Origin of the sequence: Bradyrhizobium sp. th-b2, assembly GCF_000426785.1 — a bacterium.
GTDB lineage: Bacteria > Pseudomonadota > Alphaproteobacteria > Rhizobiales > Xanthobacteraceae > Bradyrhizobium > Bradyrhizobium septentrionale.
Map to the genome: position 1 here is coordinate 1 of NZ_AUGA01000038.1, position 15,204 is coordinate 15,204.

Sequence of the window (15,204 nt, forward strand, 5' to 3'; positions counted from 1 at the left end):
CTCAGGTTTCCTGGTGGCCCATCCCGTACCTTTGCCCTGCTCTGAGACCCCGGCCGAACCGGTAAGCCTGACCATAGCGGCTTTCCCAGTGCTGCCCCCGGATCCAACACGGCGAAGGCTTCAGCACGACCATGATTTCGAGGCTGCCACAGGGCTTCAGTACCCGCTGTCTACGCTTCACGAATGACGTTGCCGTCACCCATGCAAGACTCGCTTCCGGCTGGCGGGCTCCGCCTTTGCCGCGAGGGCGTCGAACCCTCTGGGTCACGTTGAAAGGTTTCAGGTCACATTCTTCCTCCTTTCCAGGACTTATCCTGACGCAAGTTGGGCTCACGCCAGACGCAAGTTCTATGAGGTGCAGCAGGCTACCCGCTCGCCTGTCGCGGCAGAAGCGCTGCGGCGCATCGCCGAGTTCTACGCGATCGAGAATGCCATCCGCGGCCATGCCGCCGATGCACGACGGAGCGTGCGTCAATCCAGATCGCTGCCTCTGGTCACAGCGATGAAGGCTTGGCTTGAGCGGCAGCTTGCTCAAATCCCGCCCCGCGGCAGCCTCGCCGACGCTATCCGCTACTCCTTAAGCCGCTGGGAGGTTCTCTGCTGCTTCCTCGTTGATGGCCGCGTCGAACTCGACACCAACACCGTCGAGCGCGCAATCCGTCCCATCACGCTCGGCCGCAAAAACCACCTGTTTGCCGGATCCGACGGCGGCGCCGACCGCTGGGCAACCATCTGTTCCCTCATTACCACCGCCAAGCTCAACGACGTCGAGCCCTTCGCCTATCTCCAGGACGTGCTCGAGCGCATGTCCAACGGACATCCCATGAGCCAGCTCAACGAGCTTCTGCCCTGGAACTGGCGGCCAGCAACCGTTGTCAATTAATTCGACGTGTCAGAAATGAACGCTTACGATCTGCCAACAGGGTCGGCCGTCATCAGTAGGCGAGTCTGCCAGCTGCGAAAATCGGGAATGGCCACGCCACGCCAAGGTGCCGACGCCGGGCGGCCGCTTTGCGCGAAAGCGCCCCGTTCCAAAAGCGCGCCATTCAGCGAACCTAGATAGCCAGCCGATCGCTGGCGACCCGTCAATGCTCCGTCGTCTGACATAGCTCCCCTCCCCTACGCGCCGCCGTCGAACCACTTCGGCACAAGCTACTCCGCAGCTAGGCTGGGACTGGCGATATCGCGCAATTTGGCGGCAAGATCCATGCTTACAATCCGCAGAAGGTTGGCGCGGAGTTCGGGTCTGCTCGCAGTGAACTCGCGCACGTGCTGCAGGTCCCACTTTGCGAGAATGCTAGGACCGAGAGCCACTATTTCCACCGGACTGGCCAATCCGCTGTAGGCGCTTACATCCCCGATCAGTTGACCAGGTCGAAGAGCCATTCTGGAGCTGCCGCTAATAATGGCTTCGAGGTCCCCGGCAATGACGACGATGGCCTCGGATATGTGCTGCCCTTTTTCGAGAATAATCTCCCCGGGCGAGCAGTCCACCCACCGAGCAAGACTGACTAGCCTTAAGAATTCGCGCTTGTCGATCGAGCTGAATGCGACGCGGTAGAGCTGCTCTTCTTTGTCGCTGAGAACCACCGGCCGCCGCTCCAAAGCGATCGCCACGATGCGAATCGCGTTGACGATCATGAACGCAGCTCCCCAGATAATCGGCGGCCACAGTTTTTCGTCCTGGAAATAGTAATATGGCAAGGTCAGCCCCTCACCGACGATCGCCAATATGCGCAGCTTAAGCACGTCTCGCACCGAGAACGCCACGAGAAACACAATGTTCGATAGGTTAATCAGCCCGTTGATTCCGACAACCTGACCAGCGACGAACTCGTACATCAAAACTCCAACGACGTTTTCTGCGCAACCAAGCCAGGCATCAGGAATTCGAACAGCCAAAGGCCGCGACGGCGGGGCCGACGACATCAGCAATGTCGACGGCGAATGTCCGAGATGCAGACGATCGACCATCCGATACTGCAGCGGTCGACTCCGGACTGGCGCGGCGACCACATCATTGCTTATTCGGCGTACGAATCCGATGGGAAAGTCGACCCATTGGTATAATGACGACATAAAGTCGGTTGAGGACCTGCGTGCAGTTAAGAGCTTTTTTCGCCCGTCATCGCGCTGATTGCTGATGGGATATTCTGGGCCATGCCGGTCCCTGAGGTGACCGGTCGGGCGTTTCACGCTCGCGTCGCCAGTTGGCCGGACTTTGACCAAAGACCCGTCTAAAGAGCCTGCATAGATGTGACTGGTCCGAAAAGCCTACACTCAAGGCAATTTCACTCAGTGATGCCGCCCCGGTGATCATCAGGTGGCAGGCTTTTTCGAGACGCCTTCTCACCACATAGGCGTGTGGCGACTCGCCAACAGCCAGTTTGAATTTCCGGGAGAAGTGCGCCGGGCTTCGACGCGCGATCGCACTGAGATCCTGGATGTGAATGGAACAGTGCAGGTTTTCGTCAATGTAAGCGCGCACGCGAAGGATTTGCCAGGCCGCTAGGCCGCCCCGCGAGGGGCCGTTAGCGCCGGAACAACGTTCGATCTCAGCTTGCAGGATGTGCGATGCCGTGACCAGCGACGCCTTGGCCGCCTTTTGGTCACGCCCCAACTCTCGCCTTGCCGTTTCGACCAGCCTAGCCACCCTGTTAGCAATCAGGTGAAACTCTTGATCGGTTGCAGAGGAAGACTCTGATGCGCTGGCTTGAAACCCTTCCATGGTCACTCCCTTGCCGAACTATCCGAAGCTTCGGATCGACAGGAACGTGCAGTAGGGGGGGACTTTTGGCTCGTTAATCAACGTTATGGAAGGTTAGTTCCTCAGCCGCGGATTGAGTGTTGAATATTATACCTTGCAGCCGAACCTGAGCTCGCGACAGTTCAGAACACCGCCAGGTCACTGAAATCCAAAATGGTACCTGAGACACGAGGACAACTTTCCTCGCCTGTCGCGAAAACATCTCCCACGAAAGCTTTCCACGCGACATGGAGCCCCGGAGACCCTCTCGGCCAAGCGCGGGAACTGTACGCTTCGCCGTTACGACGGGGTTCTTATCGCCCGCCCTGGTCATCGCTCAGACCAAATCTTCCGCGCAGCAGTCACCCGGCATGCGCGCAACATCACCGCTTGCCATGGGATCGGCAGGGCCGGCAGGAATTCCGCTCGGGGCAACCGAAATTGCAACGCCCGGCATAAGTCCGATCAGTCCCTCGCTCGGCGTGGGCATGGGAACCTGCGCTGGCTCCAACGCTGCTGCATTGTCCGGAGCTCCGTTCTCAGAAATTGATCCTCCACCGTCTCTTGTTTCCGTTGAAAACCGCAAGGTCTCATCGGTCGAACGAAAGCACCCCGACCACTGCCGCACTCAGAACCAGCAGTGCCGGATTGAATTTGGTTTGCAGCAGGATCAGCAGAACGCCAGCAGCGATCGCTGCGGTTTCATGCCCGACGATCGCGCCTTTCGCCATGGTGAAGCATCCGGCCAAAAGAAGCCCGATCGAGACTGGTGCAAGCCCCTGTTGGATGGACGTCCGCCATGGCCACCTCTCCAGCTTTATCCAGCAGCGGCCGACCGCGAACGTTAGCAGCGCCGACGGTCCGAAAAACGCGATCAGCACGAGGATCGAGCCCAGCGGGCCACCCGCCCAGTCCCCTATGGGAACGATCATCATCATGTTGGGACCGGGCGCCAACTGCCCCACGCTGTACAAATGGATCAACTGCGGGAAGGTTAGCCACTCGTGCACATCGACGGTCAAGGTCTTCATTTCTGGAAATGCCGCCATCCCCCCGCCAACAGTCAGCAGGGACAGATACGCGAACACGCGAAAAAGTGCCGGAAGCTCGCTTATTGTACCGCCTCCGCCTTCCCCTCGTTGCGAGGCCGATGCCAGAGAATTGCCATGAGACCTACGACGATCAGCGTCCGCAGCACGGATTGATGCAAGAGATCAACCGCAATCACGGTCAACGCGACGAAGACGAAGTCAATCCGCTGCGCAAACGACCTCCTGCTCAGCTGCACCACGGTGGAGAGAATCAATCCGACCGACGCTGCTGCCACCCCTTTTAACGCGGCCGTCGCCCACATATGGTCACCGTGCGCCCGGTAGACGATACCGGCGATGAACATCAGCACACCGCCCGGCAGACACATCCCGAGAACAGCAACGATTGCGCCCAACGCTCCCCTTAATTTCTGCCCGACCAGAATTGCCATATTCGTAGCGTTCAAGCCGGGAAGGCTCTGGCTGATCGACAAAAGCTCGACGAACTCCTTGTCTCGCAGCCATTGCAACTTGGTCACAAGACGGCCGCGTAGATAGGGCACGACACCGCCGAAGCTGCTCGCGCCGATGATCAGAAATTCAAGGAATACTCGGCCGAGCGAAACGCTGCCGGACGTTGCCTCGTCGCCAGTTACCTGCGGCTTCTCGTCAATCTCACTCATGGCTCTGTGGCGCAGCTCCCTTGAGCCGATAGACCATGGCAGTCTTTGTCACGCCGAGTGCAAGCCATCCCGCCACCTCGCGCTGCAACGTGACGTAAAGCTGAGCCGCGAGCTTTTTCTGCTTCGCTGCGATGGCTTCCTTTCGATCGAACTTGAGCTGATACGCAAACTCCCCCACTAGCGGCAACTGTTCACCACGAGTGCGCCACACTGCGACGTCGCATTTGGCTACCAACCCCTTCCCGAAATCCAGGCTTCCCAGCGGAAGGAGAACTTCCTCGACAATTCCTTCATTCACCAGGCCGACCCATTCCCTGTGAGGCCGCTTCAACCTGGTCAACGGTGGGAAGACCTTGTCCAGCGTGGCGATGGATATCTTGTCTTGTGCATGTGTTTGGCTCAGGGCGAACTGGCAATTGTGTGAATAGAGGATCCGATAGCCCCCGATCTCATCCTTCAAAGGCAGCGCCTCCGCCTTGAACTTGATCCGGTACTTGCCGTCGATCCGGGGGCGGACATCCAGGGCCGCCGCTTTCTGCTCATCGGGATGACGAAACTTGAACACGATCTCAGGATCGCCCACGGGAAAGCCGTCCACGTAGGAGACCCGCCGACGCAGAATGAACGCGTTGGTGTAGAGCGCAAAGTCGGGTGTATCGAGGAAGACAATTTCTCTGATTTGCGGTCGAAGGTCGGCTTTTTTGTCCTCGATGAAGCCGACGCCGACTTGCTTCGCCGTTCGCCGAACGATCTTGCTGAAATCGCGGAAGCCTTGCACCGACGTGAAGCCGTCCGGCTTCAGGATGAGCTTCGCTTCCAGATACTGGACCCGGTCGAATGGCGCACGATCGGCATAGGTCGTCACCGCTCCAGACGTATCCGGCGCTGAAGTCATTCTGGCCCACATCCTCTTCTTGGTGCCCGTTTGCACGATGCATGGACGGAAAGACGAACGGTCTTTGGCTAGGCGTTCTCTCAGAACGCCTAGATGCGATTTCCGGCCCTGGAAGCGTACTCCAGGCAGACAAGAGACGCCTCGATCAGAGGAAGTTCTCCTTCACCATTTCCCAGACGTCTCCGCCCCGTCCGTGCAAGACCGCGCGTGTGGTATAGAGCGCCATGCCGATTGCCGGTTCGACGGCCGTGAAAGGTGGCATGACCAGTTGCATGGGATTGACGTGGACGTGCAGCAGCGCCGGCCCCGGCTCCGCGAGCCACACCTTGACGGCGTCTTCAAGCTGCTCGCCCTTGGAAACGGTCTGGCCCCACAGACCCAAAGCCCGTGCCACCTCTGCAAAGTTCGGATTCTTCAATTTCGTGAAGGTATCGAGCATGCCCTCGGCTTTTTGCTCTATCTCCACGAAACCAAGCTTACCGTTGTCAAAGACCGCGATCTTGATAGGTAACGCCTGTTGGACAATAGTCATAAGATCGCCGAAAAGCATTGAGATGCCGCCATCTCCCGCCAGGCAGATAACCTGACGATCGGGCTGCGATTTCTGGAGGCCAATGGACGACGGCATTCCATTCGCCATGGTCCCGTGAAGAAGGCTCGCAAAGATACGACGCTGGCCGTTCGTTTCGATGTGGCGATAGGCCCAGGCGGCCGGGGTACCATCATCAGCCGTGAAAAGCGCATCTTTGGCGGCATGCTGACTGATCACCTTTGTCAAATAGCTGCCGGGAATGCTGCCGTCGCGACCTGCTGCGATCTTGACCTCGTTCGCTTCCTTGTATTTTGCGTAGCGCCTCAGGTACGCATCGCGGAATGACGAATCACTTCGCTCGTTGAGGTTGGGCAGCAATGCCTCGAGTGTTTCCTTGACGCCACCGACAACTCCCTTCGTGACCGGATGGCGTCGCCCGAGATGCGTGGGGTCGATATCAACCTGCACGATCTTCGCTTTGTCGGGATAGAACTGGCGCCAGGCAAAATCCGCGCCCAGCATCAAGAGTGTGTCGCAATTCAGCAGGGCATGGTAGCCGGCCTCGTTCCCAAGCATGCCGGTCATCCCGATGTTGTAGGGATTGTCATGCTCAAGGAAATCCTTGGCGCGCGACGTATGAGCGATCGGCGCCTTTAGCTTCTCGGCAACGGCCAGAATTTCCGTATGCGCTCCATGACAGCCGGACCCGCCATACACGGCGATATTTTCGCCTTTGTTGAGGATTTCTGCAATTTCCGCGAGATCACCCTTGCTCGGCTGGACCACCGGATCCGAGACATGCACTGCATAGGGAACGTCGTTGTGTACGGTTGACGGGGAAACGTCCGCGGGCACGATAAGAACGGCAACACCTCGTTTCGCCAAAGCTGTTTGGCAGGCAATGACGGTCTTGCGACGCGCCTGCTCCGCCGTATAGATCATGTCGCAGAAGACGCTGCAGCTTTGGTAGACTTGCTTGAAGTCGACCTCTTGGATGAAGTCAAAGCCCAGTTCGTCGCGAATGATCTGGCTTGCGATCAGAACTACAGGCGCACGATTTCGATTCGCCTCGAAGATTCCGTTGATGAAGTGCAAGCTGCCGGGACCGCAGCGTCCGGCAACGGCGGTCAAGTGACCGGTCACCTGCGCTTCGGCTTGCGCAGCGAACGCGCCCGCTTCTTCATGTCGGACTGACACCCACTCGATCGTGCTCCGTTCGAGCGAGCGAGCGATCAGATTGAGGGTGTCTCCTACGACGCCGTAACAATGCCTGACACCCGCGCTTTGCAGGGTTTCAACAATGATATCCGCGACCTGCTTGCTCATGACATTCCCTTGCTTGGACTATTCCCGATCGCAGCATGCGCTTTCGCGCGGACACAAGCTTGGATGTGGTTGCAAAGATTTGCATCCAACTGCGCCGACAAATGACATCCGCCTTGGGGATAGGATCAGAAACTGAAAGACTTGCTCGGCCTTCGACGAAACCCTCGGTACCAAACATCGCCGAGTGAAAGCGTCGCTCATGTGGCGCGCAAGCCGGTATGAAATCTGGACTGCATGGCGCGACATCAGCGATTGCGCGGTGACAAATCCATGCCGGGCGCTAGCCCGGGATTAATCTGCTCGGGCGACGTGGCCCCCGGCACCGTTTCGGCAGGAATTGATTCCGTCGGGACGCGCTGGATGGTCATCACGGGCAGACAATTTGGACGCGGCAGCGGGTCGTTGAAGAGATCGGTGAGCCGATCCACGACATCCCTGCGCATGCGCTCGAACCAGTTGGGACGAGCGACTTCTGCTGCCGGTCGCACCGTTACCGTTGCAGTCATCCCGGAAACCAGTGGCACGCCAGACGGGACTGTATCGATCGAAATACGAACCGGCACGCGTTGCGCGAGCCGCACCCAGGTATAGACCGGGTCGACATTGGGCAGCCCTTGCGCACCCGCGGCGGCGTTCGACACGCTGATGCCACGGGTCACCGTGCCCACGCGTCCGGTGACCGGCTGGCCATAGCCCATCAGTTTTGCTTCGACGCGATCGCCGACACAGATCCGCGCCAGCTTCGTCTCTTCGAAATAGCCGTCGATCCAGAAGCTGTCGGTATCGATGACCGAAATATTGCTCGTCCCGGCATGCGCAAAATCGCCAACGCGCATCAGCAAATTGGTGACGTAACCATTAACGGGACTGACAACGCTCGTCCTCTTCAGGTTGATCTCTGCTTGCGCGAGCTGCTGTTGCGCGGCGTCGAGCGCGGCCTTTGCCTGAACGGCGTTGCCGGCAAAGATTTGCTGCTCTTCGGCCGTGGTGGCCAAGTTGGTCAAGTGCTGACGGCGTTCGGACTCGACTTGCTTAACCTGGAGATCGGCGGCCCGCTGCTGGACCGTCGCAACGCCCGTCTGCTGGGCTACTTCAAAATCAAACGGCTCGATGGTGTAGAGTACTTCGCCCTTGTGGACATATTGGTTGTCGACGACCCGTATATCGTTGATCTGACCCGATATCTGAGGTGCGACGTTCGCAACCTGTACACGTACGGTGCCATCCCGCGTCCAGGGAGCCATCACATATTGCTGCCACGTGAGAAGGGCAATCAAAAGCGCGACGAGCGCGATGGCAAGGGTGGCGAGGCGCTTGCCAAGCGAAGCGAGGAAACTCGCGGCGCCACGGCGGGCCCCCGGAGAAACGGGAGCCGACGAACTCTGCTGTCGATCATGGTCGATGTCGGGCTCGCTGCGTGCCACGGGCTTTTGCACCGGTGCCGGATTCGGGCTATCGCTTCCAAGATCCTGCGTTGTAGCGAGTTGCGCATCATGCGTTGCGGCTCGATCTTCAGAAACAGACATTCCCAAGGCTCTCTCCTTTAGAACGATAGCGCCAGCAGCCCGACGATCGCGACATAGAGGCTGAGCTCCGCGATCGATGGATTGCTGAAAAAACTGGAAAATCGAATGAGATGCAGAAGCGGACGCAGCACTATGATGATCGCGACCGCCGCCACGGCATAGGAAAGGATGGGAGCGACCAACACGCCGCCAATGATCAGTTCCCGAAAGGTCTGCGTCATGATGATGTCTCCGCAAGGGATTCCACACCGGAACGCGGCGGAGTGAACGCAACGCTTGCGAGGACGAGCGCCGCGCTGGCACCGGCCACGGAAACATCCCGGAGGGACGCGGCTTCGCGCAGCGCCTGGGCAGCCGCAATCATGGATGCGGGATCCCGCCCCCCGATCGCTGCGTACGCGGCGCGGACCTCCGTCCGCAACGGACCCCGCATCAGGCGGTCCAGCTCAAGCTGGCCGAGGCGAAGGGCAGCAGCCTGGTCAAAAGCAGCCATCGCCTCTTCCACGGCCGCCTGATGCTCATGCGTACTGCCGCCAACGGCCAGAATTTCCGCGATCCGGCCCGCGTCGCGAAACATCGCCTCCTCCGGGGCAAGCTCCTGGTTTTGCCAAGACGGTAAGTGCCTGAGATCCCGACGTGCCGACGCCAGCAGCCGCTGGCGGTGGCGGTCAGGTGATACCGGAGGAATAAGAAAGTCCGCCGCGACCAGAAGGCTGGTCGCGAGCACGAGGAAGAGAACAGAAAACAGAAATGTCTGCGGATTGTAGGTTTCCGGATTGCTGGGCGCGAGAAGAACCAGGATGAAGACGAGATTGAGCCGGCCAAGCGCCGATACGATCCGATTCGGCGCGGTCATCAGGAGCGCGGCACCGATCATGAAGGGGGCCAGCGCGATCGCCAGCAGGGGAAACGCCGTGGCGCCGTCAAGAACGACGAACTCCAGTATGCCGGCCATCAGTGATGCGAGGGGCGCAACCACAACCGCGATCGTCGTGAAGGCCCGCGGATCTGGGGTCGTGGCACGCAACCCGATGATGATCGCGACGAACGACAGCGACACCTCGGTCGTGGACCAGCCGCTGAGCGCGAAGAAGGTTGCCACCAGCAGGAAGCAGGCGGCTGCTCGTACGCCGGACTCGGCCGCAATACGACGGGAACGATACAGAGGCGCGCGCCAGGCTCTTGACGGGCGCGTGCCGGCGACGAGCGCCGTGAGGCTTCCCCGCACTTCACCATCAATTCGGAGCATACGTTCGGTGAACCAAAGCGACGCTGAAGCCAACAGGTCGCGCGAATCCGTGTTGCGCTCGATTGAAACCGCTCCGTGCGGCGGTGCGACTATGCCGTTGGAATTCACCTCCAGTTGTGCAACGACCCGCTCGCACTCCCCAGGCGGAGCGGATACCGGCAACAGCTCCCGGGCACGTATTGCGAACAACTCGGCTACCATCCCTACCATCGCATCACGGGCGGCAGCGCTCCTCGCCGGACCATTGCTCGACTCCGCAGCGAGACTGTTGATCTCGGGGCGCTGCGCGGCGATTTCACGCAACAATCCCGCGGTTGTCATTGCAGGCACGGGTTCTCCGCGCAGAACGCGTTCTGCGTAGCCGGCTAGGCGGCGCCGAAGGGCTTCGAGTTGAGCCGCCAGGCGTGGATGCTGATCCGGCGCAACCAGGAGATCGTTGACGACCGTGACGGCGAGGACGCCGACGGCGATGGCGGCGCCGCGCGCTATGCCGGATTCGAAGACGTGCTGAGGGTTATCGATCTGCTGAACGGCGATGATTGCCACCGTGTAACCGCTGAGCGCCGCGGCGTAGGCACGATTGCCGTCCAGCAGACCCACCGCATAGACACAAATTCCCAACCACGCCGCGAATGCGCTGAGAAGCAGGGCTCCGGTCTGAACGAACATGCCAACGATGGCGACCGATGCCGCCACACCGATGACGGTCGCAATTAGCCGAAACGCCGCCTTTTCCAGCGCCTGACCGCGTGTCGGCAAAGCGAGGACGGCGACGGTTACCGCTGCAGAAGACGGTGCCTCCAATTCGAGCCAGAAGGCTGCGTAGAGCGCCACAACGATAGCCAGCCAGATCCTGATCGCGAAGGCCCACGAGCTTGCCGGAAACCCCGCAAAAGTCATTGGGCGACTGTCTACGGTAGTGCTCAAAGTGCTCTCCGACCTTCATATGGATTGCAGTGTTGAGCCGTGCGTGGCGCGCAGGCTGACATGGAAAGCATGGCCATCATTTTGCGATCTTCGATGCTGGTTAAAACGTAACGGCCCGAGTTGCCGTTTTATTCGTAACCCACATCCGCCACTTTTCCGCGAAAGAGCCTGTAGACCACGAACGTGTATATGAGCGTGAGCGGCATGACGAAGAGACCGGCCCCCCAAAAGATGAAGTTCAGACTTGCCGGAGGTGACGCTGCTTGCTCGACCGTGAGCGCGAACGGAATCATGAATGGCCAGAACGAGCAGGCCAAGGTGCCGAAGGCTGCGAGGAAGATCAGCGTGGAGAATCCGAACGGCGCCAAGTCTTTGCGCTGCTGTACGCTCTTCAGCAAGCAAACCGAAGATATCGCTCCGATCAGAGGGAAGATCAGGAGATACGGACGCTCGAGCCAGCGGCTCATCAAATGGAGATGCATGGTGAGCGCCAGCACAAAGGCCGTGGCCAGAAAAGCAAGGACGGCAACGGTCATCACAGGCAGCAACTGGTAGGCGCGCTCCCTTATCTCTCCCTCGCACTTCCGGACAAGCCAACTGGCGCCGAGAAGGGTGTAGCCAAGCACCAGCCCAAATCCGCAAAGCGCTGCGAAAGGGCTGAACCAGCCCAATGTCCCGCCGATATAGTGACCATCCTTCATCGGTAGGCCTTCGACCAAAGCGCCTACCGTCATGCCCTGGATGAATGTCGCGACGAACGATCCGCCGGCGAAGCCCAGATCCCAGAACCACCGAAATCCGAGCGATTTGTATCGAAACTCGAACGCCACGCCGCGCAATATCAACGCACACAGCATCAACACGAGCGGGAGGTAAAACGCCGACAGAAGCGCGGCATAGGCTGCCGGAAAGGCGCCGAACAGCACCGTGCCGGTGATGACCAGCCAGGTCTCGTTGCCGTCCCAGACCGGCGAGATGGCGCCGAGCATCTTGCGTCGATTGGGTTCGTCAGCAAACGCAAACAGGATGCCGACACCAAGATCAAAGCCATCCAGCAACACGTAGAGCAATGTGGTTGCCGCCAGCAGGCTTGCCCAGAACAGAATCATGCCCGGTTCCCTCCTTCTGTGGTCTCCGGAATCGGGGCGCCGATCACCGCAAGCGGACGCTTGGAATTGGTGCCAAAGATGGGCCCCGGTTCGACAGGCCCGGCCCTCAAGAGGCGATAGACATAGAGAGTTCCGAAGCTGAAGATGATCAGATAAACAGTGACGAACATGGCCAAGGAAACCATTACGGCTTCGACCGTCAGTGTCGGAGTGACGGCGTCGGCCGTGCGAAGCGCGCCGTAAACGCTCCAGGGCTGGCGCCCCACTTCTGCGGTGAACCATCCCGTTAGCGTCGCGACGAACGGAAGCGGAAAGCTCAGGAAGGTCGCCCACAGCAGGAGCCGCTCTCCCTTCCTGCGATCGACCACAAGCTGGAAAGAGCCCAGCCAAGCGACTGCCATCATCAAAAGACCACAGCCAACCATCAACCGAAAGGCAAAGAATGGGATCGCAACAGGCGGCCGATCTTCCTTCGAAAAGCTGGTCAGCCCGACCTCCTTGGAGTCGAGCCGCATCGAGGCGATGAGGCTGCCGAGATATGGAATCTTCAGCTCGAAATGATTTTCTTCCTTCGCTTCATCCGGAATGGCGATGAGGACCTCGCTGGCAGGCTGTTCGTCATGCCAGCGGCCTTCGATGGCTGCGAATTTCGCGGGTTGTTTCTCGTGAACGTAATCCCCGTTCAGGTGCCCCAGAAACAGTTGTGTCGGAACCAGAACCGCCGCCAGGAACAGACCCATTCGCAGCATCAGTCCGCCTTCCACCGCGTATGTGCCGCGCAAGCGATACCATGCGCCGGTCGCAGCAACACAGAAAGCCCCGGTCAGATAGGCCGCGACCAGCATGTGAGGGAAGCGGACCCACACGACCGGACTGAAGATGATCGCCTTCCAATCGGTCGGGACGAAGATTCCGTTCTCAATCGCGTAGCCTACCGGAGCCTGCATCCAACTGTTGTTCACCATGATCCAGAAGGCGCTGAAGGTTGTGCCAAGCGCCACCATCATGGTCGAGAACAGGTACACCAGCGGCGGCACCCGGTTTCGCCCGAAGATCAGCACGCCAAAGAACGAGGCCTCCAGGGCAAATGCCGTGAAGCTCTCGTAGACCAGCAACGGTCCCTGAATGGGGCCTGTCACCTCCGATAGCCGGCTCCAGTTCATCCCGAATTCGAACGCGAGCACGATCCCGGAGACGACACCGAGCCCAAACGTCACGCCGAATATCCTGAGCCAGAATTCGAAGAGACGACGATACACCGGCTTACCCGTGGACAGGTGGAACGCCTCGAGCACAACCAGCCACGCGGCAAGCCCGATCGTGAATGACGGGAAGATGATGTGAAACGACACCGTGAAGGCAAATTGCACGCGAGACAGCAGAAGCGCGGTCCACATCATGTCGTTGCTCCCGTCCCTGCCGAAGCTCAGCGAGTTAGATTGACCTTTGCAAGGTCGATGAGTTGAGCCGCGCGGCCGTCAAGAACCGCCTTCATCGTGAACATCCCGAAGTGGTAGGCCTCATCGATGGTCGTCTTGGGCGGCATGGCGAGCTCCTGCCGCGCACTCACCACGTCCAGCAAGACCGGCCCCTTGTGTGCGAGCCCGGCCTCGATGGCCCCCTTCAACTCCTGCGGCTTTTCGACCCGGATGCCGCGGACGCCCATCGCGTCTGCCATCAGAGCAAAATTCGGATTCTTGAGGTCACAGCCCGTGTCAAGGAAGCCGTTGGCCTTCATCTCCATTTCGACGAAGCCGAGCGTGCCGTTGTTGAGGACGATCACCTTTACCGGCAGCCCCATCTGGGTCAGGGTGAGAAAATCTCCCATCATCATGCTGAAGCCGCCATCGCCCGACATCGAGATGACCTGGCGATCCGGATAGGTCGCTTGCGCACCGATCGCCTGCAGCATCGCATTCGCCATCGATCCGTGATTGAACGAACCGATGATGCGCCGCCTGCCGTTGACTTTCAGATAGCGCGCCATCCAGATGATCGGGGTTCCGACGTCGCAGGTGAATACGGCATCGTCGGCGGCGAGTTCGCTCACCAGGCGGGTCACATATTGCGGATGGATGGTATGGCTGTTCGGACCACTCTCCGCCAGCGAATCGAGAGCTTTCCTGGCCTTCTTGTAGTCGATCAAGGCATCATTGAGATGGCTGGAATCGGTCTTCTCCCTGACCGCGGGCACAACGGCCCGCAACGTATCCTTGACGGTTCCGAGCAGGCCGAGATGAAGCGAGCAGCGATTGCCGAGCGCTTCCGGTCGCACATCCACCTGCGCGATCTTTGCGTGTTCCGGATAGAACGCGCGGTAGGGAAAGTCTGTCCCGAGCATCAGGAGAGCGTCGCAATTCTTCATCGCCGCGTAGCCCGACGCGAAGCCCACGAGACCGGTCATCCCGACATCGTAGGGATTGTCGTACTCGATGAACTCCTTGCCGCGAAAGGCGTGCACAATCGGCGCCTTGAGTTTGCGGGCCAGTTCGATGATTTCCGAGTGAGCACCTGCACAGCCCGCGCCGCAGAACAATGTCACCCGTGATGCTTCGTTGAGAAGGCCTGCCAATTGCCCGACCTCGGTCTCGCCTGGGCGGAGCACTGGCGCAGCCGGCACCATCCATTCCGGGACATCGGCGTCGATTTTCGTCAGCGCGACGTCACCAGGCAACACGATGACCGCAACACCTCGCTTTGCGATCGCGACCCGGATCGCCCGCTTGAGAATCTGTGGAAGCTGATTGGCACTCGAAACGAGTTCGACGTAGTGACTGCACTCCTTGAAGAGGCTCTCGGGATGAGTCGCCTGAAAATAATCAATCCCGATCTCACTGCTCGGGATATGGGACGCGATCGCCAGGACGGGCACGCCGCTGCGCTGGCAATCGAATAGACCATTGATCAGATGCAGATTGCCAGGACCGCAACTGCCGGCACACACGGCAAGGTTTCCGGTGAGGTGAGCTTCGGCCCCTGCAGCAAAAGCTGCAGCTTCCTCATGGCGCATGTGGATCCAATCGATCGATTTTCTTCTCCGCAGTGCGTCGGAAACACCGTTGAGCGAATCGCCAACCACACCGTAGACGCGCTTCACGCCTGCTTTCTCGAGGGCTTCGACCAAATATTCGGATGCCGTTTTGCTCATCGACTCTTCTTTCCTTGAGCGGGTCCAATGTT

General features: G+C 59.5%; 12 protein-coding genes and 1 pseudogene. 1 reads left to right on the plus strand and 12 read right to left on the minus strand.

Going from position 1 to position 15,204, the window contains the following annotated elements:
- Nucleotides 1-319 precede the first annotated feature (319 nt).
- Nucleotides 320-883 (plus strand): annotated as a pseudogene (locus tag K359_RS0132440) (IS66 family transposase); the annotation flags it as partial.
- A 269-nt stretch (nt 884-1,152) separates the two neighbouring features.
- Here the strand turns inward: K359_RS0132440 and K359_RS0132445 are convergent.
- The 12 genes from K359_RS0132445 to poxB form a co-directional block, all read right to left on the minus strand.
- On the minus strand, nt 1,153-1,974 hold the full coding sequence (locus K359_RS0132445) for a cyclic nucleotide-binding domain-containing protein (RefSeq protein ID WP_165128393.1): 822 nt from the start codon (nt 1,972-1,974) through the stop codon (nt 1,153-1,155).
- A 151-nt stretch (nt 1,975-2,125) separates the two neighbouring features.
- Complete coding sequence (locus K359_RS59265; protein ID WP_084518569.1) at nt 2,126-2,728, minus strand: helix-turn-helix domain-containing protein; 603 nt, start codon at nt 2,726-2,728, stop codon at nt 2,126-2,128.
- 608 nt (nt 2,729-3,336) lie between these two features.
- On the minus strand, nt 3,337-3,834 hold the full coding sequence (locus K359_RS0132455; RefSeq protein ID WP_198031212.1) for a chromate transporter: 498 nt from the start codon (nt 3,832-3,834) through the stop codon (nt 3,337-3,339).
- Nucleotides 3,835-3,857: 23 nt separating this feature from the next.
- Complete coding sequence (locus tag K359_RS53570) at nt 3,858-4,460, minus strand: chromate transporter (protein WP_051346529.1); 603 nt, start codon at nt 4,458-4,460, stop codon at nt 3,858-3,860.
- Nucleotides 4,453-5,355, minus strand: coding sequence for a hypothetical protein (locus K359_RS0132465; RefSeq protein WP_063618970.1), 903 nt, complete (start codon nt 5,353-5,355; stop codon nt 4,453-4,455). The genes K359_RS53570 and K359_RS0132465 overlap by 8 nt, the downstream gene beginning before the upstream one ends.
- A gap of 145 nt (nt 5,356-5,500) precedes the next feature.
- Nucleotides 5,501-7,213, minus strand: a complete 1,713-nt coding sequence (locus tag K359_RS0132470) for a thiamine pyrophosphate-dependent enzyme (RefSeq protein ID WP_029083058.1) — start codon at nt 7,211-7,213, stop codon at nt 5,501-5,503.
- A gap of 245 nt (nt 7,214-7,458) precedes the next feature.
- Entirely contained in the window at nt 7,459-8,745 is a 1,287-nt protein-coding gene (locus K359_RS53575) for an efflux RND transporter periplasmic adaptor subunit (protein WP_371261210.1), read from the minus strand.
- An 11-nt stretch (nt 8,746-8,756) separates the two neighbouring features.
- Nucleotides 8,757-8,960: a DUF1656 domain-containing protein gene (locus tag K359_RS0132480; protein ID WP_029083059.1), complete on the minus strand. Its 204-nt coding sequence runs from the start codon at nt 8,958-8,960 to the stop codon at nt 8,757-8,759.
- Nucleotides 8,957-10,915 carry an FUSC family protein gene (locus K359_RS0132485; RefSeq protein ID WP_029083060.1) on the minus strand — a complete coding sequence of 653 codons (1,959 nt, stop codon included), beginning with the start codon at nt 10,913-10,915 and terminating at the stop codon, nt 8,957-8,959. Before K359_RS0132485 ends, K359_RS0132480 begins: the two co-directional genes overlap by 4 nt.
- Nucleotides 10,916-11,043: 128 nt before the next feature.
- The gene (cydB, locus tag K359_RS0132490) at nt 11,044-12,024 is read right to left on the minus strand and encodes a cytochrome d ubiquinol oxidase subunit II (RefSeq protein WP_029083061.1); all 981 of its coding nucleotides are present in this window, start codon (nt 12,022-12,024) and stop codon (nt 11,044-11,046) included.
- The gene (locus tag K359_RS0132495) at nt 12,021-13,424 is read right to left on the minus strand and encodes a cytochrome ubiquinol oxidase subunit I (RefSeq protein WP_029083062.1); all 1,404 of its coding nucleotides are present in this window, start codon (nt 13,422-13,424) and stop codon (nt 12,021-12,023) included. The genes cydB and K359_RS0132495 overlap by 4 nt, the downstream gene beginning before the upstream one ends.
- Nucleotides 13,425-13,450: 26 nt before the next feature.
- Nucleotides 13,451-15,172, minus strand: a complete 1,722-nt coding sequence (gene poxB / locus K359_RS0132500; RefSeq protein WP_029083063.1) for a ubiquinone-dependent pyruvate dehydrogenase — start codon at nt 15,170-15,172, stop codon at nt 13,451-13,453.
- Nucleotides 15,173-15,204: the final 32 nt, after the last annotated feature.

Bases quoted from the DNA above. Each gene is read 5' to 3' on its own strand.
- K359_RS0132445 (WP_165128393.1), bottom strand. From the start codon at position 1,974: ATGGTCGATCGTCTGCATCTCGGACATTCGCCGTCGACATTGCTGATG.
- K359_RS59265 (WP_084518569.1), bottom strand. From the start codon at position 2,728: ATGGAAGGGTTTCAAGCCAGCGCATCAGAGTCTTCCTCTGCAACCGAT.
- K359_RS53570 (WP_051346529.1), bottom strand. From the start codon at position 4,460: ATGAGTGAGATTGACGAGAAGCCGCAGGTAACTGGCGACGAGGCAACG.
- K359_RS0132465 (WP_063618970.1), bottom strand. From the start codon at position 5,355: ATGACTTCAGCGCCGGATACGTCTGGAGCGGTGACGACCTATGCCGAT.
- K359_RS0132470 (WP_029083058.1), bottom strand. From the start codon at position 7,213: ATGAGCAAGCAGGTCGCGGATATCATTGTTGAAACCCTGCAAAGCGCG.
- K359_RS0132480 (WP_029083059.1), bottom strand. From the start codon at position 8,960: ATGACGCAGACCTTTCGGGAACTGATCATTGGCGGCGTGTTGGTCGCT.
- cydB (WP_029083061.1), bottom strand. From the start codon at position 12,024: ATGATTCTGTTCTGGGCAAGCCTGCTGGCGGCAACCACATTGCTCTAC.
- K359_RS0132495 (WP_029083062.1), bottom strand. From the start codon at position 13,424: ATGATGTGGACCGCGCTTCTGCTGTCTCGCGTGCAATTTGCCTTCACG.
- poxB (WP_029083063.1), bottom strand. From the start codon at position 15,172: ATGAGCAAAACGGCATCCGAATATTTGGTCGAAGCCCTCGAGAAAGCA.